The sequence below is a fragment of the Pseudoduganella sp. genome, from assembly GCF_041914865.1.
Taxonomy (GTDB): Bacteria; Pseudomonadota; Gammaproteobacteria; order Burkholderiales; family Burkholderiaceae_D; genus Rugamonas.
Window position 1 is genome coordinate 43,092 of sequence record NZ_JAYSCO010000033.1, and the last position, 18,937, is coordinate 62,028.

Here is an 18,937-nt window from a genome sequence, read left to right on the forward strand (position 1 = left end):
CGGGAGACTGATATGTGGATCGATACCCACTGCCACCTGGACGCGCACGAATTCGGCGACCAGGCCGCGTCCCTGGCGCTGGCTGCGCGGGCGCGGGAGAAGGGCGTCGGCATGGTGGTGATTCCGGCCGTGGACCGCGCCAATTTTGCCGTGGTGCGCGAACTGGCCCACCTGGCGCCGAATGCCTCGTATGCGCTGGGAATCCATCCGATCTATGTGCCGCATGCGGTGGAGGATGACCTGGCCTTCATGCGTGAGGCGGTGGCGCAGGCCATGGAGGACCCGCGTTTTGTGGCGATCGGCGAGATCGGCCTGGATTTCTTCATCCCCATGCTGTGCGAGCCGGACATGCGGGAAAAGCAGGTGTTCTTCCTGCGCGAACAGTTGCGCATTGCGCGCGACTTCGGCCTGCCGGTGCTGTGCCATGTGCGCAAGTCGCAGGACCAGGTGCTGAAGCATGTGCGCCAGATCGGGCCGGCGGGCGGCATCGCGCATGCCTTCAACGGCAGCTTCCAGCAGGCGCAGGCCTATATCGACGCGGGCTTCAAGCTGGGTTTTGGCGGCAACCTGACCTTTACCCGGGCGCTGCAGATCCGCCGGCTGGCGGCTGAACTGCCCTTGTCGTCGATCGTGGTGGAGACGGATGCGCCGGACATCGCGCCTTCCTGGGTTCATCCGGGCGTGAATACGCCGGCCGAGGTGGCCGGCATCGGCGCGGCGCTGGCCGAGCTGCGCGGCGAGGATGCCGACAGCGTCGCCCTGGCCACTACCGGCAACGCTTTGGATGTGATGCCGCGCTTGCGGGCCTTGATGGCCGCCTGAGCGGCGCACCGGCCGGGGAGGGGAGATGCGCTGCGCAATCCTCGGCCTGGTCGGTGGTGCGGCATGGCTGCACCGGCAGGCCATCCTGCCGGACGGGGTCGAGCTGCTGGCCTGCGTGGCCGGGGCGGTGCTGGCCGCGCTGTGGCACTGGCGCCTGGCGTCCCGGGCGGCGCCCGCGCTGCGTGCAGGGCTGGCGGCGGTGGCCGGCGCGCTGCTTGGATTCGCCTGGGCCGCGCACGTCGCGCAAAACACGCTTTCGCATGCCCTGGACCGCGCCGACGAAGGGCGGGATATCGAAGTCACCGGCACGGTGGACAGCCTGCCGGGCCGCCAGGAAGGAAGCACCCGCTTCAATTTTTCCGTCGAGTCGCCGGCCAGCGTGCCGCCGCGCATTGTGCTGTCCTGGTATGCCGGCCGCGCCGGCGCCATGCGGCCGCCGCCGGAGCTGCTGCCGGGCGAGCGCTGGCGCCTTAAAGTGCGCCTCCAGCGCCCGCATGGCAATGCCAATCCCTTTGGTTTCGATTACGAGCTGTGGCTGCTGGAGCAGGGCATCCGCGCCACCGGCTATGTGCGCGCCGAAGGGCCAAACGAACGACTGTCCGGGTTTGTGCCGTCGCCGCACAACGCGGTGGAGCGTGCCCGCTACTGGATACGCGAGCGTATCGGCGATGCGTTGCCGGAGCGGCGCTACGCTGGCGTCATCGCGGCGCTGGCGATGGGCGACCAGCGCGGGATCTCGCAGCAGGACTGGCAGGTTTTCAGCCGGACCGGCATTGCCCACCTGGTATCCATCTCGGGCCTGCACATCACCATGATCGCGGGGCTGGCGGCCTGGTTGGCGGGCTGGCTGTGGCGCCGCTCGTTCTTCGTGCCGGCGTGGCAGCTGCCGCTCAGGCTCCCGGCGCCGCGCGTGGCCGTACTGGCGGGACTGCTGGCGGCATGGGCGTATGTGGCTTTGGCCGGCTTCGGCGTGCCGGCCCAGCGCACGCTGTACATGCTGGCCGTGGTGGCGCTGGCGATGTGGCTGGACCGGATGGCGGCGATATCGCACGTGCTGGCCCTGGCTGCAGGCGTGGTGGTGCTGCTTGATCCGTGGGCGGTGATGTGGCCGGGGTTCTGGCTGTCGTTCGGGGCGGTGGCGGTCATTCTTTACGCCACCATCGGCAGGATGGGACCGGTGCGCGCAACGGCGGAACCGGCCGGCGCCGAAGCAGGGGACCGGCCGGTGCGCACCTGGCGCGGGCGGCAGCTGGACAACCTGCGGCTGGCTGCCGTCACGCAGTTTGCCGTGACGGCGGGCCTGGTGCCCCTGACGATGCTGCTGTTTTCACAGGTCTCCCTCGCCAGCCCGCTGGCCAATGCGGTCGCCATTCCCGTTATCAGCCTGCTGGTCACGCCGCTCGCGCTGCTGGGAAGCGTGCTGCCGCAGCCCCTGGCGCAGCCGGTGCTGCGGTGCGCGCACTGGATACTGGAACTCCTGCTCGACCAGCTGCAATGGCTGGCGGCGCAGCCGCTCGCCATCTGGTCGGCCCCGGCGCCGGACTGGCCGACCTTCGCCTTTGCCCTTGCCGGCACGGCCTGGATGCTGGCGCCGCGCGGCTGGCCGCTGCGCTGGCTCGGCCCGGCCTGCTGGCTGCCGTTGCTGGCGGCCCAGCCGCAGGCGCCGCCACCGGGCACGCTGCGTGTGATCGCTTTCGACGTCGGCCAGGGCATGGCCCTGCTGGTGGAAACCGCCAGCCACCGCCTGCTGTACGACAGCGGCCCGACCTATACCCCCGAAGCGAATGGCGGCAACCGCGTCGTCCTGCCTTACCTGCGGGCGCGCGGCATTACCGCGCTGGACCTGATGGTGGTCAGCCACAGCGACAGCGACCACTCCGGCGGCGCCCTGGCCATCCTGCGCGAGGTGCGCACGGCCAAGGTGCTGTCGTCGCTACCGCCCGGCCACGACATCGTTGCCGCCGCCAGCGCCCATGACCATTGCGTCGCCGGCCAAGAGTGGAGCTGGGACGGTGTGCGCTTCGAAATGCTGCATCCCACACCGGAAAGCTACGCCGACCCCACGCTGAAACCGAATGCGCGCGGGTGCACGCTGCGGGTGTCGGCCGCCGGCCGCAGCATCCTGCTGCCGGCCGATATCGAAGCGGCGCAGGAAGCCGAGCTCCTGGCGACGGTGCCTGGAAAACTGCAGGCGGACGTGCTGCTGGCGCCGCACCACGGCAGCGGCACCTCCTCCACGCCCGCCTTCCTGGCGGCCGTGCAGCCGCGCCACGCGCTCTTCCAGCTGGGCTACCGCAACCGCTACCGGCACCCGCGCGCCGACGTGGTGGAACGCTACCGCGCCCTGGGTGCCGGCATCTGGCGCAGCGACGAAACGGGCGCCGTCACCATTGAACTCGGGCCCGGCCTGGCGTTGGGCGCCTATCGCCGGCAGCATCCGCGCTACTGGTATGGCCAATAGGGCAAACGCCGCGTCGTTTCTTATTGGAAATATTCCACAGGGCAAGCTACGATGGCTACTGGCATGGCAGGAAAACCTGAGCGATAATTAGAGGCTTTGTACAAAACGATTGTTGCCATAGCTTCTAGAATAGTTTGATGACGAAACCGAAAGTTCATTTCGCGCACGCGAACAGCTATCCCTCGGGGACCTATCGCCAATTCTTTGAGTACCTGGGCAAGGACTTTGAAATTCAGGCGCTGGATATGCACGGCCATAATCCGCGCTACCCGGTCGAAGACGGCTGGGGCAAACTGGTCGATGAACTGATCGCCGAGCTGGAAGCCCGCTACAGCGAGCCGGTGATCCTGGTCGGCCACTCGCTGGGCGGCCTGCTTAGCCTGATGGCCGCCGCCCGGCGCCCGGAATTGGCGCGCTGCGTGGTGATGCTCGATTCGCCGGTGGTGGCCGGCTGGCGCGCCATGGTATGGCGCCTGTTCAAAGGCAGCGGCATCGCGGACCGCTATTCGCCGGCCCGCTTTTCCGCCAAGCGCCGCAACGTCTGGCCGAGCCAGAAGGAAGCGCTGCGCCATTTCGCCAGCAAGGAAGTGTTCGGCGCCTGGGCGCCCGGCGTGCTACTCGACTACCTGGAGCATGGCCTGGTCGAACACGCGGAAGGCGTGCAGCTGCGCTTTACGCGCGAGACTGAAACCGCGATCTACCGCACCCTGCCGCACGATATCGGGCGCCTGGTCAAGAACGGCTTCCCGGTGCCGGTGGCCTATGTGGCCGGCGACAAGTCGGAAGAGAACCGGCAGGCCGGCCTGCAGCACACGCGCAAGCTGGTGGGCCGCAATTTCCGCATGATGCGCGGCTCCCACCTGTTCCCGATGGAGATGCCGCTGCAGGCGGCGGAAATGACGCGCGACCTGATCCGCCAGATGCTGGGCGATACGCTGCATGCCGCGCCGGCGCAACCGGCCGCACCGGCCGAAGAGCCCCAGCGCATGCGCGCCTGATGTAAAATTCGCACAATTATTTAAACTAGAAAGTCCCAGCGATGACGATTAAAAGCGACAAATGGATTCGCCGCATGGCGGAGCAGCACGGCATGATCGAGCCTTACGAGCCAGGCCAGGTGCGCGCCGTGGATGGCCGTAAAGTGATCTCCTACGGCACTTCGTCGTACGGCTACGATATCCGTTGCGCCGACGAATTCAAGGTGTTCACCAACATTAACAGCACCATCGTCGATCCGAAAAACTTCGATTCCAACTCTTTCGTGGACATCAAGAGCGACGTCTGCATCATCCCGCCGAATTCCTTCGCACTGGCGCGCACCATCGAGTACTTCCGCATTCCGCGCAATGTGCTGACCGTCTGCCTGGGCAAATCGACTTACGCGCGCTGTGGCATCATCGTCAACGTGACGCCGTTCGAGCCTGAGTGGGAAGGCTATGTGACCCTGGAATTCTCGAACACCACCCCGCTGCCGGCCAAGATCTATGCCGGCGAAGGCTGCGCCCAGGTGCTGTTCTTCGAGAGCGATGAAGTGTGCGAGATCTCGTACAAGGACCGTAACGGCAAGTACCAGGGCCAGCACGGCGTGACCCTGCCAAAAGCCTAAGCCTTACGTCTTCAGTACCGGGAGCGCCAGCTCCACACACAGCCCGCCGCCAACCCGGTTGGCGGCGGCGATGCGGCCGCCGTGCTGCTGTACCACCTGCTGGGCGATGGCCAGCCCCAGTCCATGCCCGTCCACGTCCTGCGCCGCGCCGCTGCTGCGGTAAAAGGGCTGGAAAATCTTCCCCAGGTCTTCCTGCGCCACGCCCGGACCGTTGTCCAGCACGCGCACGCGCAGGTATGCGCCTTCCAGCGACGATTCCACCTCGATCCTGCCCCCTTCCGGGCTGTGCTTGATGGCGTTGCGCACCACGTTTTCAATCGCGCGCGCCAGCAGTTCGGGCTGTCCATTGACCTGCGCGTCCGCGTCCAGGCGGGCGTTGACTTCGCGCCCGACGCTGGCGGCCTCGAAGCGGGCGTCCTGCAGGATCTCGTCCAGCAGCTCGCCCATGCTGAACTGCTGCTGTGGCGCGTCGAACGCCCCGGCTTCCAGGCGCGAGAGCGTGAGCAGTTCGCCGACCAGCTTGTCCATCCGTACGCTTTCCCTTTCAATGCGCTCCATGGAGGCGGCGGCCTTTTCCGGCTGCTGGTGGGCCAGGCCGATGGCGGCCTGCAGGCGGGCCAGCGGAGAGCGCAGCTCGTGCGATACGTCATGCAGCAGGTTTTTCTGTCCTTCGAGCAGGGCGCGCAGGCGGGCCGTCATGCGGTCGAAGTCGCGGCCCAGCGTGGTCAGCTCGTCGCCGCCGGCGCGCGGCTTGCCAGCGAAGCGCGGCTCCAGGTCGCCCGATGCGGCCGCGTCGAACGCCTGGCGCAGGGCGCGGATCGGGCGCGCGAAATACCACGCCAGCAAGGCGGCGAACAGCAGGCTGGCCAGCACGGCGGCGCCGATCGGCACGAAAGGCGTCAGTGGGCGGAAGCGGGGCGGCGGACCACCGGGGCCGCCACGCCCTGGGCCCGGCCCGAATTCCGCGCCGGGCGCCGGCAGCGGCATGCCGCCTGCACCTGCGGAGGCGGCGCTGCCCGCATCCAGTGGCGCGCCAGCTGCGGCGGAGCCGGCGCCCGCGGGCACTGGCGGAGGCCGGTTGTCGGGGCGGCGGTAGGCGCGCGGGTCAAGGCCCGGAATGCCGGAACCGGCCAGCAGGGCGCGCGAATCGGGCATCTCCATGCCGCCGTGGTGGCGGCGCGAAGGCAGGAATAGCAGGAAGCGCTTGCCGTCCGGCGCGCTGACGTGGCGCACCCCGCGCGGGTCGGCGCTGGCGAGCATCTTCTGCGCATCGGCCAGCATGCCCGGGCTGGCGACGCGGCCCAGCAGCTCCTTGCCGTCGTCGCCCACCGCGAAGACGCGATGGCGCGGCATGTTTTCCAGCAGTTGCCGCAGGCCGTCGGTGCCGCCGAAGGCGAGCGTGGCGGCGGCCGACTCGATGGCCAGTTCGGCCGGCGGGCCGGTCTCGATGTCGGAGGGGCGGGCTTCGGCCGCGGCGCGGCTGCGCAGCCAGACGGCGCCGCCGATCGCTGCCGTGGCCGCGATCTGCGCCAGCAGGATGGAGAAGAAGAACTTCCAGAACAGGCGGCCCACGCTTACTCCCGGATCAGCTGGTAGCCCAGGCGGTACACCGTCTGCAGGCAGGAACGGCCATCGGAGATGGTGCCCAGCTTATGCCGCAGGCTGCTCATGTGGACGTCGATGTTGCGGTCGAACCGGGCCATGGGACGTCCCAGGCCTTGCTCGGACAGGATGTTCTTGCTGACCGGCTTGCCGGCATTGCGCGCCAATACTTCCAGCAGGTTGAATTCGGTGCTGGTCAGGTCGAGCGGCACGCCCGCCCACGCGGCGCGGCGCTGCTCCGGCCACATGGAGAGCTGGCCCACCACCAGCGGCCCGCTGCCGCTATCGGCGACGGCCTGGGTGCGGCGCAGGATGGCGCGGATGCGCGCGGTCAGCTCGCGCGGCGTGCAGGGTTTGGTGACGTAATCGTCCGCGCCCAGCTCCAGGCCGACGATGCGGTCGGTATCGTCGCCGCGCGCGGTCAGCATGAGGATCGGCATGCGGCTGACGGCGCGTATGCGGCGCAGGGTCTCCAGGCCGTTCATGCGCGGCATCATCACATCGAGGATGGCGATGGCGTATAGCCCGGTCAATGCCGAAGCGGCGCCGGTTTCCCCATCATGGGCAGTGCTGACATCGAAGCCTTCCTGTTCCAGGTATTCCTGGAACATGCCGACCAGTTCGACGTCGTCGTCAATCAACAGGACCTTGTTCATGGCACCCATGATAACAAACAGGCCCCGCCGACCCGCCCCATCTTTACATCGTTTTACCTGCCGCTTACCGCGCTTTACAGGCGCCGGCCAGAGAATGGGACCTCGCAAACATCATTGGAGGATTGACATGAAAAAGAGCAAACATAGCGCGCTGCTGCTGGCCGCTGCCCTGGCGTTGCCGCTGGCGGGTGGCGCAGCTGAAGGCATCCCGCCAATGGGCGAGCGCGGGCCCGGACCGGGGGGCGGGCCTGGATTCGGCCCCGGCCACGGCCCCGGCCCCGGTATGCGCGGCCCGGGCATGCACTTCCTGCACGGCCTGGACTTGTCGGATAGCCAGGAGGACAAGGTGTTCCAGCTGATGCACAGCCAGGCGCCTTACCTGCGCGAACAGCACCGAGCCCATGAGAAGGCGATGCAAGCTTTGCATGAGATGCGCAACGCGGACAAATTCGACGATGCAGCCGCCACCAAACTGGCGCAGGCGGCGGCCCAGGCCCAGGCCAATATCACGCTGGCGCACGTCCGCACCCACCAGAAGGTGCTGGCCCTGCTGACCCCGGAGCAGCGCAAGCAGCTGGAGGAGCGCAAGAACCGTCCACACCGCGCCGGAGGTTTCAATGAACGTTAATGCGATCGGCGGCGGCAACTACATCAGCCAGGTTTCGTCCGGCAGCGACAAGGCGCGCCCGGCGCCGCCCGCGCCGCCGCCGGGCGGCCAGCCGCCGGGTGCCGAAGGCTTCATCAATGCGATCGGCGAGGCCTTGCAGACGCTGGGTGCGGGCAACGCCGCCGCTTCCGGCAAGGAGGATGCCGCCAGCGCCATGGGCAGTTTCCTGCAGCAGCTGATGGATGCCCTGCACGAGCAGGGCGCCGGCAACGGGGCGCAGGCGGAAGGCGGTTTCGCTCCGGGTGGCGGCCCGGGGCGGCTGGCAGGCGACTTGCAAAGCCTGGCCGCATCGCTGCAGGGCGAAGCACAGGACGGGCAGGGCGGTGCGCTTGGCTCGTCCTTCTCGGCGCTGCTGGATGCGCTGGGCGTCGACAGCAGCGATGCCGGGGGCAAGCTGGCCGGCTTCCTGCAGGCGCTGGCCGACAAGCTGCCACAGTCGGGCAGCAGCGGCAACCTGGTCAACACTTCCGCTTGAAGGGGGAACGGGATGGATGTGCATGGACACAGCCTGGCGGAAGACCTGGAAGCCATGATGCGCCTGGCGGGCGACCGCCGCAGCGCGCTGCGCTGGCTGCTTGCCGGTGCCGCCGCCGTGCCGCTGGCGGCCTGCGGCGGCGATGGCAGCGTTGACGGCAGCGTTGCCAGCGGCGGCACAGGCGCGGCCAGCAGCGGCACGACCGGCAGCGGCAGCTGCAGCGCCATCCCCGAGGAGACGGGCGGCCCCTATCCGGGCAACGGGACCAACAGCAATGCCAGTGGCATCGTCAACGTGCTCACGCAGGCGGGCGTGGTGCGCAGCGACATCCGCAGCAGCTTCAATGGCGCCAGCGGCACTGCCGCCGGCATACCGCTTACCATCAAGCTGAAGATCGTCAACGCCAATGCCAGCTGCGCGGCCGCCGGCAACTTCGCGGTCTATCTGTGGCATTGCGACCGCGAAGGGCGCTACTCGCTGTACTCGCAAGGTGTCACGGACCAGAACTACCTGCGCGGCGTGCAGGTGGCGGACGCGGACGGCAACCTGGCGTTTACCAGTATCTTCCCCGGCTGCTACGAAGGCCGCATGCCGCATATCCACTTTGAGGTGTACCGCAGCCTGGCACACAGCAGCAGCGCGGCCAACCGCATCAAGACGTCGCAGTTCACGTTCCCGCTGGCGACCATGAACGAGGCCTACGCCAGCCCCGGCTACGCCAGCTCCGCCAGCAACCTGTCGCGCATCAGCTTCGCCACTGACAATATCTTCAGCGACGGCTACGCGCTGCAGCTCGGCAGCATGAGCGGCAATCCCACCGACGGCTATGTGGTAACCCTGACCGTCGCCGTCGCAGCCTGAGTCCTCCAACTGGATAGCGGCCCGCGCGAAACGAATTTCGCCGGGCCGCTGCCTTTTTCGCCGCGCCGCGAAATCCCTTTCGCCCCTCTGCGCCCGCTGCAGGGGCAAGCGCGCTGGCATGCCGTTTGCACTATCCCTGTCATGGCATTGGCAAGGGAGCTGGCATGGACCGTTTGATCAGTTATCGCCCTGAGCTCGAACTGGCGCCTGCCGCCGCAGGCGCGGCATGGCGCGACAACAGCCTGGCGCAGGCCGCCGAACTGCTGTCGGCCCGGCGCGAAGGGCGCCTGGCGCAATGGATGCGGCGCGCAGCGCCGGCCCTGGGGGACGTGCTGGCGCCGCTGGCCAGCGAGGTCCTGTCGGCCGGGCCTGCTGCGGCCCGCATGCTCGGCCTGGAGCTGGAGGGACTGAGCGCCGAAGACCGCGAATTCGAAACGGCGCGCCAGTTCATGCGCTTTGCCGGCCTGGCATCGCGCCGGGCGCGCCAGGCGGCGCGCGGCGACCCGCGCCAGGTCAGGCGCGCCGCGCTGGCCCTTGCGGCACGCAGCATCGCACCGGGGCTGATGCCGGCCCTTACTTCAATCATGGAGCGGACATCCGCTCTTCCATCCGCAGTCTCACCAGAAAGGGAGCACATCATGCATGACATCGACCGCACCACCCTGGAGTTTGGCAACGAAGCCTCCAACTACGAAGGCGAATATGAATTCGGCGAGGCGGAATGGGGTGGCGAGACCGGCCAGCAGGGCATGCTGACCGAAGCCGAAGAAATGGAGCTGGCCAGCGAACTGCTGTCGGTCACCAACGAAGCGGAGCTGGACCAGTTCCTGGGCAGCTTCCTGAAGAAGGCCGCCAACTTCGCCGGCAATGTGATCCGCTCCCCGGTCGGCCAGGCCATCGGCGGCGCGCTGAAAGGCGTGGCCAAGAAGGCCATCCCGCTGGCCGGCGGCGCGATCGGCGGCTACTTCGGCGGCCCGCTGGGCGCCAAAATCGGCAGCGGCCTGGCATCGGCCGCCGGCAGCGCGCTGGGGCTGGAGGCGGAAGGCGAATTCCAGAGCGAGGACCGCGAGTTCGAAGGCGCCCGCACCTTCGTCAAGATGGCCGCCGACACCGTGAGCCGCGCGGCCCAGACGCGCGGCGGCGATCCGCGCCAGGTGGCGATGCAGGCCGCGACCGCGGCGGCGCGCCAGTTCGCCCCGGGCCTGCTGGGCCGCAACGGCGCACAGGGTGGCCAGTTTGGCCAGCAAGGCGGCCAGTACGGCCAGCAAGGCGGCCAGTTCGGCCAGCAGGGCGGGGCCGGCCGCAGCCAGGGTGCGCAGCAGGGGGCGGCACGCGGCGGCAGCGGACGCTGGGTGCGCCAGGGCCGCAAGATCGTCATCTACGGAGCCTGACCGCGATGAGCCCATACGCCGCCTGGATGCTGGCGCAGGAAGCGCGTTCGCTGCTATCGCGCCTGGCCCGCGTGCAGCCTTTCGCGCTGATCGAGCCGATGGTGCCGGCAGCGGCCTTGCTGCCGGCCGCCCAGCGCGCGATCGAACGCCAGCTGTACTCCGGGCGGCGCGAGCTGCGCGCCATGGTGCGCGGCTTCCTGCGCTGGCTGCACGGCGCCGGCGGCAAGCGGGCCACGGCGGCCGAGGCGCAGCGCCGCTTCACGTTCCTGCGCATGAAGTTCAATGCCGCGCTGGTGCAGTTCGACCTGTTCAACGATGCGGTGACCCAGCGCAGCGAACACCGCAACGGCGTCTGGCTGGCCGGCCTGGATGTCGCCTCGCTCGATGCGCTGGCGATCCCGGGCGGCTACTATGAGTCGCCGCCGGTGCTGTGCTACCTGGACCGGGGCCCGGGCGCCGCGATCCGCCGCGCGCGCACCCGGCTGCCGGGCGGCGGCAGCAACCCGGTGGCCATCATCCGCGTGCCGCGCGAGCGCATGGTGGGGGCCAGCATCGCCTCCTCGCTGTTCCATGAAGTGGGGCACCAGGGCGCGGCGCTGCTGGACCTGGTGAACTCACTGCGCCCTGTGCTGCAGTCGCTGCAGGGCGGCGGCGCCGGGCCGGCGCGCGTGTGGCAGCTGTGGGAGCGCTGGATTTCGGAGATCGTGGCCGACTTCTGGTCGGTGGCGCGGGTCGGCGTCGCCGCTACCCACGGCCTGATCGGGGTGGTCAGCCTGCCGCGCATCTTCGTCTTCCGTATAAATATCGACGACCCGCATCCGGTGCCCTGGATCCGCGTCCTGCTCAGCTGCGCCATGGGCGAGCGGCTTTACCCGCACCCGCAGTGGCAACGCCTGGCGCGCCTGTGGGAGTCCTTCTATCCACTGGACGGCTTGCCGGCGGCCGACCAGCAACTGCTGCAGGAGTTGCGCGCGGCCTTGCCGGCGCTGGCCGGCCTGCTGGCCAACCACCGCCCGGCTGCCTTGCGCGGCGCGTCGCTGCCGCAGGCGCTGGCGGTGGCGCAGCGCCAGCCCGCCTACCTCGGCCTGCTGTTCCGGCTGTGGCAGCGCAGGCCGGAGCGCATGTATGCCGCCGCGCCGGTGCTGGTGTTCGCCGTGATCGGGCAGGCGCGGGCCGACGGCAAACTGAGTCCCGAGCATGAAAGCATCCTGCTGGCGCGCCTGCTGACCCATTGGGCATTGCGCAATACTTTGATCGACCTCTGAGGAGAATGTTATGGCTACTAGTGGTAAAAAAGCGCCGCACACCGAGCATGGACGGATCCAGGTCACGGTGTCGGCCCAACTGCGCGATGGCAGCCTGGCGCCGGTCGGGCATGCCAGGCTGCTGCTCCTGCGGGGCGAAAGCGACAGCAGCGAACCGGACCTGAACGAGCTGGATGCGATGATCAAGCGCGGGCTGCTGGTCAAGCACACCCACACCGGGCCGGATGGCCGCGCCTCGTTCGACCAGCTGCCGCTGCGCCAGGACGAGATCTCCTGGTACTGGGTGGTGCTCGATAACGTCACCCCGTTCGAGGCCGACAGCAAGCTGTTTTGCCGGCTGGCGGCGGTCAGCCGCGCCGACCGTATCGGCACGGCCGATATCGCGCTGGCGCCCGAGGTCAAACTGGACGTGATGTTCTACACCAATGGCGTCAAGCGTTCGCGCGAGCATGGCCTGGTGGGCGACACGCTGTGGGTCACCACGCACTACCTGCGCCATCGCGGCGGCGGCACGCCCGAACCGCACCGGCCGATCCCCGGCATGCGCGCCACGCCGGAGCCGCCCCTGAGCGCCATCGACAGCAGCGGCTATGAGTCGCGCGCCGTGCTGGGCGCAGTGGGCCGGGTCGACGCGGCGGCCAACTTCTTCATGGAGCCGCGCGGGCTGGATGGCCAGACGCCGAACCCCAGCGACGGCGCCTACTTCCGCGTGGCCGAAGCGGTGATGGTGGACAGCTCGACGCCGGTCCCGGTGAATGGCGACATCACCACCCACGCGGCGCGCACCGAAGCGGAATTCCGTCCCGCCATTGCGCACTGGACCCTGATCCGCAACAGCAGCGAGGCGCTGTCCTTCAACAACTACAAGCAGTTCCTGGACCACCTGTTCTGCGAGGAAGGCGGCAGCAAGACGCCGGAAGCGCGCGCCTTCCGCTCGCTGGAAAAGCGCCGCTTCCTGCCGTTCAACGACACCGACTCCTACCGCGTGCTGAAAGCGGCCACCGAGGCGTACGTGATGGTGAACTGCGGCGTGCTGAGCGAACCGTGGGACTTCCGCCCGGTGGACGACGCCGACTACCTGGACCGGCGCGACCTGCCGGAAGACAAGGTGCTGGCCGACGAGCTGCTGAACCGCTACCTGACCGCGGCCGACCCGGACATCAAGACCTTGCCCTACCTGGCGCTGATCCGCAGCAAGCTGCCCGACGTGCGCATCCACATCGACCATGACCACGCGCACGATGTGGAACTGTGCGCGGGCTTCATCCGCGACCGCCTGCAGAACCCCTGCCTGATGGAGCTGATCTGGTCCTACTGGCAGGAAGAGGGCATGCTGGTGCAGTCGATGAACGCCATCACGCGCCGCTTCCAGAATGTGCGCTCGAACGCCAACGGCACCGGCGTGGACCCGCTGGCCAATATGGAAATCGACATGCTGCGGCCGCTGAACAACCTGCTGTGGGGCTATGTGCAGGACGAGCAGCACCGCCTGACCGTGGTGCGCCGCAACTACGAGTACGACCACCACTACGGCATCCGCCTGGACGGCAAGGCGGTGCGCAACTTCCACCCGGCCGACAGCCGCTCGAAGTTCATCGAAGCCTTCCATAACCTGCTGCGCCAGCTGATGCCGTTCTACCGCCAGGACGACGACACCACCGTCAAGGCCGATGCCTTCCCGATCCTGAACGCGCTGAAGGAGGTGCACCTGATCCTGTCGCAGGGGGCGCACAACCAGTACGGCGACCTGCCGTCCACCTCGCGCATCGAGATGCTGATGCAGCAGTGGATGCTGGCGCGCCCCGAGTTCCGCGAATTCCTGCCGACGCGCCTGATGGTGGCGCATCCGGAACCGTGGATGGACCGGGTCGACGCCATGAAGAAGGTGCAAGGCTGGAGCGACACCAGCGTGGCACACTTCCGCGACCTGGCCATGTTCGGCGAGATGCTGCTGCTGTCGATCCGCACCACGCACTGGACCGATATGTACGAGCCGAACGACGCCTTTGCCTGGGCGCGCTTCTGGCGCCCGCAGGCACAGGGCTATATGCACGCCTACCGCGCCGTGACCGGGGTCGACCTGACGGCCGAGGTGCCCAATCCGAAGCTGGAGGCGATGATGCCGTCGGAACTGCTGCGCCAGCGGCTGGAGGGCAAGCAGCGCGTGGCGTGAGGCGGCCATGGGCGCCGACTTCACCAGTGCGCTCTACCTTGGCATGCGGCATGCCAGCAGCACGCTGCCGCCATGGGACGCGCTCACGCTCGGCAAGCCGGCGGCGCTGGCGCCGGTGCCGGGCGAGGTGGCGCTGGGCGCCGAGCTGGCAGGGCTGATGGATTGCGCGGCGGCCTGCCTGCTGACGTCGTCGCTGCACCTGTTCTGGGACCTGTTCGGCTGGCTGGCCGGTCGCCAGTGCGCGGTGCTGGTGGATGCGGCGGCGTATCCGGTGGCGCGCTGGGGCGTGGAACGGGCCGCCGCCCTGGGCGTGCCGGTGCAGGTGTTCCGCGCCGGCGACCCGGCCCAGGCCGCGCAGCTGGCGCAGCGCTGGCAGGCGGCGGGCTGGCGCCCCTTGCTGCTGGCGGACGGCTACACGCCGGGCAGCGAGGCCGCGCCGCCACTGGCCGCCTATGCCGAGATAGCGGCGGCCCGGCATGGCCTGCTGCTGCTGGACGACACCCAGGCGCTGGGCGTGCTGGGTCCGCGCGGCGGCGGGTCGGTGCCGGCGCATGGGCTGGGCGGGGCGCCGGTGCTGTGCGGCGCCTCGCTGGCGAAGGGCTTCGGCGTGCCGCTGGCCGTGCTGGCGGGACCGCGCAAGCTGCTGGGCCGCTTCATGGCCGGCAGCGAGAGCAGGGTGCATTGCAGCCCGCCCTCGTCGGCGCTGGTGGCGGCGGCGCTGCAGGCGCTGCAGCTGAACCGGCGCACGGGAAATGCCTTGCGCCAGCGCCTGCGCGAGCGGGTGGGCCAGCTGCGCAGCCTGATGGCCGCCTATGGAGTCGCCTGTGCTGGCGGCAGCTTTCCGGTGCAGCGCATCGCGCTGCCAGCGGGCTGCGACGGGCCGGACCTGCATGCACGGCTCTCGCTGGCGGGAATTGAAGTACTGCTGCAAGGAACGCGGGCCAGGCCTGTGCTGACGCTGCTGCTGCGCGCCGACCACAGCGCGGAGGAGGTGGCGCATGCCGCCCGCACGATCGCACAACTCATGGAGGTGCAGCATGTTTGAAATGCTTGAATTCGAATGGCGTCCGCGCGGCGGCCGCAGCATGCCGCGTGCGCGACCCGTGCCGCGTTTGAAGAAGCGCCGCCCCGGCTCCGGTCCGCGGCCCGGACCGCGCCCCGGGCCGCGCCCAGCGCCGCCCGGCGGTTTGTGGCCCTACCGCCTGCCGCTGTACCCGGTCTTGCCGCTGCTGGAGCCGGAACCCTGGCCGCAGGCCGGCGCCGGGCCCGAACCGGCCCCGGAACCTGGCCTGGAGCCGGCTGCGGACGATGGCGGCGACGGCGGCGGGAACGGCGGCGGCGAGGAGGGCGAAACCCCGCCGACGCTGGGCACGGCCCTGGCCTATATCCAGCCTGGCACCCTGCGCCCGGCCTACCGCTTCATCGGCAACCTGCAGCAGGCGCCGAACCATTCGCGCACCAAGGGCCCGGGCCTGTACTACCTGGAGTTCACCGTCAACGGCCGGCGGCGCGGCTACAGCGGCATGTCGCACAATATGTCGGAGCGCCTGGCCAGACACCGCACCTGCGCCAGCATGATGGGCATCGCGCCGGACCAGGTCTCGACCTATGTGGCGCCCGACCTGTTCGATGCGGCCGACCGCCGGCGGCGCGAGTGGACCCTGCACGACGTGATGCTGACGCGCTTCCCCGGCGTGCTGACCAACCAGCGGCGCGAACTGGAACTGGAAGTGCTGGGCGAAGAGCATGAAAGCGCCTGCCGCTGCGGCCAGTGCCGCCGCCTGCCTTTCACGCCCGGACAGGAAACCGGGCTGGCCATGGAGCTGCTGTCGGTGGCAAGCGAGGCGGAGCTGGAGCAATTCCTGGGCAAGATGTTCAAAGGCATCTGGAAAGGCATCAAGAAGGTCGCCAAGCCGCTGGGCGGCATCCTGAAGGGGATCGCCAAGAAAGCCCTGCCTTTCGTCGGCGGCGCCCTCGGTTCGCTGATCCCGATCCCGGGTGTCGGCACGGCCCTCGGCAGCGCGCTGGGCGGCGCCCTGGGCAAGGCGCTGGAAATGGAGATGGCGGGCATGCCCGGCGTCGACCGCGAGCTGGAAATGGCGCGCCGCTTCGTGCGCATCGCCGGGCGCGCGGCGCAGGCGGCCGGCGCGGGCGACGGCAGCCCGCAAGCCGTGCGCAAGGCCGTGCTGGATGCATTGCGCGCGCACGCACCGCGCTTTGGCCAGGCATGATCATCGACTGCCACTGCCATGCCGGGCCGGGCGACGGCCTGACCGGGCCATGGGACAGCAACGCTGCCCTGGACCGCTACGCCCGGCGCGCGCGCGCCGCCGGCATCGACCGCACGGTGCTGCTGGCGGCCTTCCACAGCGACTACGACCGCGCCAACGCGGCCGTGGCGCAGCTGGTGGCGGCGCAGCCCGGGCGCTATATCGGCTTCGCCTTCGTGCATGCGCGGCGCGATGCCGGCCATATTGCCTCCATGGTGCGCACAGCGGTGGAGCGTTACGGCTTCGCCGGCATCAAGCTGCACCGGCACGATGCGCCGATCACCGGCGAAGTGTGCGAAGCGGCCCGCTTCTTCGGCCTGCCGGTGCTGTACGACCCGGTCGGCGTGGCGTCGGTGGCCGAACTGCTGGCAACCCAGTACCCGGATGTCGACTTCATCCTGCCGCACCTGGGCAGCTTCGGCGACGACTGGTCGGCGCAGCTGGCCGTGATCGACCACCTGGCGCGCCACCGCAACATCTATGCCGACACCTCGGGCGTGCGCCGCTTCGACCTGCTGGTGCAGGCGGTGCGCCGCGCCGGGCCGCACAAGATCCTGTTCGGCAGCGACGGCCCATGGCTGCACCCGGGGCTGGAACTGGAGAAGATCCGCCTGCTCGGCCTGGCCCCGCGCGACGAGGCCCTGGTGCTGGGGGAAAACCTGCTGCGCCTGATCGGCGGTGCGCCGTAGCGCGCAGCGGACGCTCAGCCGGGTTGGCCGGCGCGCGCCTTGCGGCGCAGCTGGAGCGTGCGGTCGGTGACGCCCAGGCGCAGGGCGGCGCGCTGGTTGTTGTCGCCTTCCTGCTCCAGCACCAGCTGGATGGCGGTATCGGTGGCGGCCTGGCCGATGCGCGCCAGCCCGACGCCGAGGTCGATGGCGCGCCGGATCGCCTCGGCGAATGCCTGGTCCGGCCAGCAGGGCAGGCCGCCGCGCCGCTCGTCGGGCGGCACGTCGCCGATGGTGATCGGCCCCGGCCCGCTGTGGCGGTGCCAGATGCGCGCCACGGTCTGCCGCAGCTCGCGCACATTGCCCGGATAACTGCGCGTCAGCAGGTACTGGCGCACCGCCGGATCGAGTTCGCGCTCGCGCGCCCCCAGCAGGCCGAGGAAATGGCGTACCAGCGGCAGGATATCGCCGGGGCGCTCGCGCAAGGGCGGCGTGCGGCAGCGCCAGGCGGCGATGCGGTAATACAGGTCGGCGCGGAAGGCGCCGCGCTGCACCTCCGCTTCCAGGTCGCGGTTGGTGGCGCACACCAGGCGGAAGCTGGTGGGGTGCCACTGGTTGCTGCCGACCCGTTTGTATTGCCGCTCCTGGATCACGCGCAGCAGCTGCGCCTGCAGCGGCAGCGGCAGTTCGCCGACTTCGTCCAGGAACAGTACGCCGCCGTTGGCGGCGGCGAAGGCGCCATCGCGCGAACTGTAGGCGCCGGTGAACGCGCCGCGTTCGTGGCCGAATAATTCGCTGCCCGCCAGCTCGGGCGAAAGCGTTGTGCAGTCGAGCACCGTGAGCGCGCCATTGCCGCGATGCAGGCGGCCGATCGCTTGCGCGACCAGGTCCTTGCCGGTGCCGGTTTCACCCGTGACCAGTACCGGCGAATCGGTGAAGGCGGCCACTTCCACCACGCTGCGCACCAGCGTGCGCCAGGCCGGACTGTCGCCGACCAGGAATTCGCGTACTTCGGCGCTTGCCATGCGCGCATCGAGTTCGCGCCAGCGCTGCAGCCGGGCGGCCGCCTGGTGCGCCACGGCGTCGGGTGCACCGTCTGCCAGCAGCAGGTCGCCGGCGCCCGCGTCCAGCACCGCCCACATCGCCTCCGCCGGCAGGTCCGCCGGTTGCGTGCAGATGGCCAGGAGGGGACAGCCATGGGCGGCGCCGTCGTGGACCAGGGCCGTGGCTTGCGCATCCCAGCGGCCGAACAGGGCGACGGTCGCCGCCGGCGCGCCGGCGGCTTCAAAACCCTGCCGGGCCAGCGCGCTGCGCAAGGCCTGCAAGCTGTCCGGCGGGACGTCGCCGCTGGCGATAAGGCTGATCGAGTGCTGCATGCTGGGTTGCCCTGGGACTGGAGCGGACAACCACTATAGCGCCAGCCCGCCACGGCGCGCTTTGCGCCAGCGCAAACGCCAGCCAACTGCCGGCGCATGGCGGATGGACTACCAAGAAAAAAGCCCGCTGCTGCGGGCTTTTTTGTTTTACTGCTTGACGCAGTCGACGAAGTAGTCGCGTTTGCCGTTCACTTCGCGCTTGACCAGGCCGTGCACGTCGGTCTCGAAGCCCGGGAAGTGCTCGTTGAAGTCGCGCGCAAAGCGCAGGTAATCGACGATGGTCTTGTTGAAGCGCTCGCCCGGGATCAGCAGCGGGATGCCCGGCGGGTAAGGCGTCAGCAGGATGGCGGTGATGCGGCCTTCCAGTTCGTCCAGCGCCACGCGCTCGATCTCGCGGTGCGCCATCTTGGCGAAAGCGTCCGACGGCTTCATGGCCGGCACCATGTCCGACAGGTACATTTCGGTGGTCAGGCGCGCCACGTCGTAGGCCTTGTAGAAGTCGTGGATCTGCTGGCACAGGTCGCGCAGGCCCATCTGCTCGTAGCGCGGGTTGGCCGCCGAGAACTCCGGCAGGATGCGCCACATCGGGGCGTTCTTGTCGTAGTCGTCCTTGAACTGCTGCAGCGCGGTCAGCAGGGTGTTCCAGC

General features: G+C 69.2%; 16 protein-coding genes and 1 pseudogene. 13 read left to right on the forward strand and 4 right to left on the reverse strand.

What is annotated here, in order from left to right; all coding sequences use genetic code 11:
* The first annotated feature begins 12 nt into the window (after positions 1 to 12).
* The 4 genes from ACE3TQ_RS16140 to dcd all read left to right on the forward strand — a co-directional run bounded on the left by ACE3TQ_RS16140 (position 13) and on the right by dcd (position 4,889).
* The gene (locus tag ACE3TQ_RS16140; protein WP_374583304.1) at positions 13 to 822 is read left to right on the forward strand and encodes a TatD family hydrolase; all 810 of its coding nucleotides are present in this window, start codon (positions 13 to 15) and stop codon (positions 820 to 822) included.
* Between the two features lie 25 nt (positions 823 to 847).
* The gene (locus ACE3TQ_RS16145; RefSeq protein ID WP_374583305.1) at positions 848 to 3,283 is read left to right on the forward strand and encodes a DNA internalization-related competence protein ComEC/Rec2; all 2,436 of its coding nucleotides are present in this window, start codon (positions 848 to 850) and stop codon (positions 3,281 to 3,283) included.
* A gap of 137 nt (positions 3,284 to 3,420) precedes the next feature.
* Positions 3,421 to 4,281: an alpha/beta fold hydrolase gene (locus ACE3TQ_RS16150; RefSeq protein ID WP_374583306.1), complete on the forward strand. Its 861-nt coding sequence runs from the start codon at positions 3,421 to 3,423 to the stop codon at positions 4,279 to 4,281.
* A 41-nt stretch (positions 4,282 to 4,322) separates the two neighbouring features.
* Positions 4,323 to 4,889, forward strand: coding sequence for a dCTP deaminase (gene dcd, locus ACE3TQ_RS16155; protein ID WP_374583307.1), 567 nt, complete (start codon positions 4,323 to 4,325; stop codon positions 4,887 to 4,889).
* 3 nt (positions 4,890 to 4,892) lie between these two features.
* On the opposite strand, the gene ACE3TQ_RS16160 is transcribed toward dcd, so the two are convergent.
* Entirely contained in the window at positions 4,893 to 6,461 is a 1,569-nt protein-coding gene (locus ACE3TQ_RS16160) for an ATP-binding protein (RefSeq protein ID WP_374583308.1), read from the reverse strand.
* Between the two features lie 2 nt (positions 6,462 to 6,463).
* On the reverse strand, positions 6,464 to 7,147 hold the full coding sequence (locus ACE3TQ_RS16165) for a response regulator (RefSeq protein ID WP_374583309.1): 684 nt from the start codon (positions 7,145 to 7,147) through the stop codon (positions 6,464 to 6,466).
* Between the two features lie 127 nt (positions 7,148 to 7,274).
* On the opposite strand from ACE3TQ_RS16165, the gene ACE3TQ_RS16170 reads away from it, so the two are divergent.
* The 9 genes from ACE3TQ_RS16170 (at position 7,275) to ACE3TQ_RS16210 (ending at position 16,938) form a co-directional block, all read left to right on the forward strand.
* Positions 7,275 to 7,775 carry a Spy/CpxP family protein refolding chaperone gene (locus ACE3TQ_RS16170; protein ID WP_374583310.1) on the forward strand — a complete coding sequence of 167 codons (501 nt, stop codon included), beginning with the start codon at positions 7,275 to 7,277 and terminating at the stop codon, positions 7,773 to 7,775.
* On the forward strand, positions 7,765 to 8,289 hold the full coding sequence (locus tag ACE3TQ_RS16175) for a hypothetical protein (RefSeq protein WP_374583311.1): 525 nt from the start codon (positions 7,765 to 7,767) through the stop codon (positions 8,287 to 8,289). The genes ACE3TQ_RS16170 and ACE3TQ_RS16175 overlap by 11 nt, the downstream gene beginning before the upstream one ends.
* A 12-nt stretch (positions 8,290 to 8,301) precedes the next feature.
* Positions 8,302 to 9,150, forward strand: a complete 849-nt coding sequence (locus ACE3TQ_RS16180; RefSeq protein WP_374583312.1) for an intradiol ring-cleavage dioxygenase — start codon at positions 8,302 to 8,304, stop codon at positions 9,148 to 9,150.
* 164 nt (positions 9,151 to 9,314) lie between these two features.
* Positions 9,315 to 10,541, forward strand: a complete 1,227-nt coding sequence (locus tag ACE3TQ_RS16185; protein WP_374583313.1) for a hypothetical protein — start codon at positions 9,315 to 9,317, stop codon at positions 10,539 to 10,541.
* A 5-nt stretch (positions 10,542 to 10,546) separates the two neighbouring features.
* Entirely contained in the window at positions 10,547 to 11,806 is a 1,260-nt protein-coding gene (locus ACE3TQ_RS16190; RefSeq protein ID WP_374583314.1) for a hypothetical protein, read from the forward strand.
* Positions 11,807 to 11,816: 10 nt separating this feature from the next.
* Entirely contained in the window at positions 11,817 to 13,979 is a 2,163-nt protein-coding gene (locus ACE3TQ_RS16195; protein ID WP_374583315.1) for an 8-amino-7-oxononanoate synthase, read from the forward strand.
* A gap of 7 nt (positions 13,980 to 13,986) precedes the next feature.
* The gene (locus tag ACE3TQ_RS16200) at positions 13,987 to 15,024 is read left to right on the forward strand and encodes an aminotransferase class I/II-fold pyridoxal phosphate-dependent enzyme (RefSeq protein WP_374583316.1); all 1,038 of its coding nucleotides are present in this window, start codon (positions 13,987 to 13,989) and stop codon (positions 15,022 to 15,024) included.
* On the forward strand, positions 15,017 to 16,210 hold the full coding sequence (locus tag ACE3TQ_RS16205) for a hypothetical protein (RefSeq protein ID WP_374583317.1): 1,194 nt from the start codon (positions 15,017 to 15,019) through the stop codon (positions 16,208 to 16,210). The genes ACE3TQ_RS16200 and ACE3TQ_RS16205 overlap by 8 nt, the downstream gene beginning before the upstream one ends.
* Entirely contained in the window at positions 16,207 to 16,938 is a 732-nt protein-coding gene (locus tag ACE3TQ_RS16210) for an amidohydrolase family protein (RefSeq protein ID WP_374583318.1), read from the forward strand. The genes ACE3TQ_RS16205 and ACE3TQ_RS16210 overlap by 4 nt, the downstream gene beginning before the upstream one ends.
* A 14-nt stretch (positions 16,939 to 16,952) precedes the next feature.
* Here the strand turns inward: ACE3TQ_RS16210 and ACE3TQ_RS16215 are convergent, their stop codons facing one another.
* Complete coding sequence (locus ACE3TQ_RS16215; RefSeq protein ID WP_374583319.1) at positions 16,953 to 18,290, reverse strand: sigma 54-interacting transcriptional regulator; 1,338 nt, start codon at positions 18,288 to 18,290, stop codon at positions 16,953 to 16,955.
* Positions 18,291 to 18,437: 147 nt separating this feature from the next.
* Positions 18,438 to 18,937, reverse strand: a pseudogene (locus tag ACE3TQ_RS16220) (lysine decarboxylase); the annotation flags it as partial.

Bases quoted from the DNA above. Each gene is read 5' to 3' on its own strand.
- ACE3TQ_RS16140 (WP_374583304.1), top strand. From the start codon at position 13: ATGTGGATCGATACCCACTGCCACCTGGACGCGCACGAATTCGGCGAC.
- ACE3TQ_RS16145 (WP_374583305.1), top strand. From the start codon at position 848: ATGCGCTGCGCAATCCTCGGCCTGGTCGGTGGTGCGGCATGGCTGCAC.
- ACE3TQ_RS16150 (WP_374583306.1), top strand. From the start codon at position 3,421: ATGACGAAACCGAAAGTTCATTTCGCGCACGCGAACAGCTATCCCTCG.
- dcd (WP_374583307.1), top strand. From the start codon at position 4,323: ATGACGATTAAAAGCGACAAATGGATTCGCCGCATGGCGGAGCAGCAC.
- ACE3TQ_RS16165 (WP_374583309.1), bottom strand. From the start codon at position 7,147: ATGAACAAGGTCCTGTTGATTGACGACGACGTCGAACTGGTCGGCATG.
- ACE3TQ_RS16170 (WP_374583310.1), top strand. From the start codon at position 7,275: ATGAAAAAGAGCAAACATAGCGCGCTGCTGCTGGCCGCTGCCCTGGCG.
- ACE3TQ_RS16175 (WP_374583311.1), top strand. From the start codon at position 7,765: ATGAACGTTAATGCGATCGGCGGCGGCAACTACATCAGCCAGGTTTCG.
- ACE3TQ_RS16180 (WP_374583312.1), top strand. From the start codon at position 8,302: ATGGATGTGCATGGACACAGCCTGGCGGAAGACCTGGAAGCCATGATG.
- ACE3TQ_RS16185 (WP_374583313.1), top strand. From the start codon at position 9,315: ATGGACCGTTTGATCAGTTATCGCCCTGAGCTCGAACTGGCGCCTGCC.
- ACE3TQ_RS16190 (WP_374583314.1), top strand. From the start codon at position 10,547: ATGAGCCCATACGCCGCCTGGATGCTGGCGCAGGAAGCGCGTTCGCTG.
- ACE3TQ_RS16195 (WP_374583315.1), top strand. From the start codon at position 11,817: ATGGCTACTAGTGGTAAAAAAGCGCCGCACACCGAGCATGGACGGATC.
- ACE3TQ_RS16200 (WP_374583316.1), top strand. From the start codon at position 13,987: ATGGGCGCCGACTTCACCAGTGCGCTCTACCTTGGCATGCGGCATGCC.
- ACE3TQ_RS16205 (WP_374583317.1), top strand. From the start codon at position 15,017: ATGTTTGAAATGCTTGAATTCGAATGGCGTCCGCGCGGCGGCCGCAGC.
- ACE3TQ_RS16210 (WP_374583318.1), top strand. From the start codon at position 16,207: ATGATCATCGACTGCCACTGCCATGCCGGGCCGGGCGACGGCCTGACC.
- ACE3TQ_RS16215 (WP_374583319.1), bottom strand. From the start codon at position 18,290: ATGCAGCACTCGATCAGCCTTATCGCCAGCGGCGACGTCCCGCCGGAC.